The sequence below is a fragment of the Wohlfahrtiimonas larvae genome, assembly GCF_002006755.1.
GTDB lineage: Bacteria > Pseudomonadota > Gammaproteobacteria > Cardiobacteriales > Wohlfahrtiimonadaceae > Wohlfahrtiimonas > Wohlfahrtiimonas larvae.
On the sequence record NZ_MVDO01000202.1, the window covers coordinates 1 to 1,714 of the forward strand.

The following is a 1,714-nucleotide window of genomic DNA, read 5'->3' on the forward strand; positions in this document are numbered from 1 at the left end:
ATGATAATAAGCCAGCTCAATCTATTGTACGTGCAGGATTATCTCTATATGGCGCATCACCTTTCGATGGTAAAACTGGTGCAGATATTGGTTTAAAACCTATTTTAGAATTACGTTCCAAGATCATTCATGTCAATCATATTACTGTAGGTGATCATGTTGGTTATGGCGCAACCTTTACAGCTAAACATGATATGCCAATTGGCGTTGTGGCTTGTGGCTATGCAGATGGTTATCCAAGAGAAATCAAAGATGCATATGTATTAATTGATGGTTATAAAGCACCATTGGTTGGTCGCGTTGCGATGGATATGTTTATGGTGGATTTGACCCATGTACCTGAATCTAAATGGCAACATGATGTGATTCTATTTGGCGAGCAATTACCGATTGAACATGTAGCAACTTGGGCAAATACGATTCCATATACTATCTTCACGCACTTAGCAAAACGCATTCACTTCCATGTGATTGACTAAATTATCTCAATCCAAAAAATTTAAGCCATCTTCCCATAAAGAAGATGGCTTTATTTATATCAAAATATTTTTACTACTCAGCGTAATGAACCCTCAAACCACCAAATGTTTGGCTAGTTGGCATAATTTCAATTTGGTTGATATTGATATGCTTTGGCTGATTCGCCAACCAGAACACGATATCCGCAATATCTTTGCCTGTCACAGGATGAGCATTTTGATATAAAGCAGCCGCTTTATCATCATCACCTTTAAAACGCACATTAGAAAATTCTGTCTCGCCACATAAACCTGGCTCAACATTCGTGACACGAATATTTTTACCAAATAGATCTGCACGCAAATTTAAGCTAAATTGTTTCACAAATGCCTTTGTTGCTCCGTAAACATTACCACCAGGATATGGCCAATTCCCTGCGATCGAACCCATGTTAATCACATAACCTTCATTTCTTTCTGCCATATAAGGCAAGAATAACTGTGTTAATGAGATTAAACCTAGAACATTCGTTTGCACCATTGTTTGCCAATCATCATAATTAGCCTCATGTGCGCCTTCCAAACCTAATGCTAAACCTGCGTTGTTCACCAAGATATCCACATGCCCAAACTGTGATATGATCTCTGTTACAACAGTTTCTGCATTAGCACGATTGGAAACATCCAGCTCAAAGCCATAAAAACGCTCACCCAATTCTGTACGAATTGCTTCTAAACGATCTTGTCTGCGTGCAACACCAATCACTGTATGGCCAGCCCGTACAAAAATCTTTGCCATTTCATAACCAAAACCTGATGATACACCTGTAATCACTACATTCATTCCATTCTCCCTACTGATATTGATGGATCTTACTTAGCTCTCTTCAAAAGCAAATAAAATAACATCATTAATATTATTCGTATTTTCAACCGCCATCAATAGCCGATCTACACCCATCGCAACACCACTAACCAATGTTGGCATTTGTGCCATTTCTTGTAAAAACAGTTCATCAATATCTACGGGCGCTAAACCATATTCTTGGCGTAGAATATTTTCTTTTTCAAATCTCGCTCGTTGTTCAACAGGATCTGTTAGTTCCTCATAGCCATTGGCAAGCTCTAAACCTTTCCAATAAATTTCAAAGCGTTTGCCTATCAAATGCCCAGCACAATCTTTCGTAATTTTAGCTAAAGATGCTTGTGATGCAGGATAACTATGTAATACCGTAATCACATCAGGATCAAAACTT

General features: G+C 38.2%; 3 protein-coding genes. 1 reads left to right on the forward strand and 2 read right to left on the reverse strand.

Translation table 11 applies throughout. The features are described 5' to 3' along the window. Window positions 1-479: alanine racemase (gene alr, locus BZK14_RS10765; RefSeq protein ID WP_077926493.1), on the forward strand; the 479-nt coding region annotated here is incomplete at its 5' end. Window positions 480-552: 73 nt separating this feature from the next. On the opposite strand, the gene BZK14_RS10770 is transcribed toward alr, so the two are convergent. Further along, the gene (locus BZK14_RS10770; protein ID WP_077926494.1) at window positions 553-1,302 is read right to left on the reverse strand and encodes an SDR family NAD(P)-dependent oxidoreductase; all 750 of its coding nucleotides are present in this window, start codon (window positions 1,300-1,302) and stop codon (window positions 553-555) included. Between the two features lie 33 nt (window positions 1,303-1,335). Further along, window positions 1,336-1,714 (reverse strand): amino acid--tRNA ligase-related protein (locus BZK14_RS10775; RefSeq protein ID WP_342742242.1); only part of this gene is annotated, 379 nt, incomplete at its 5' end.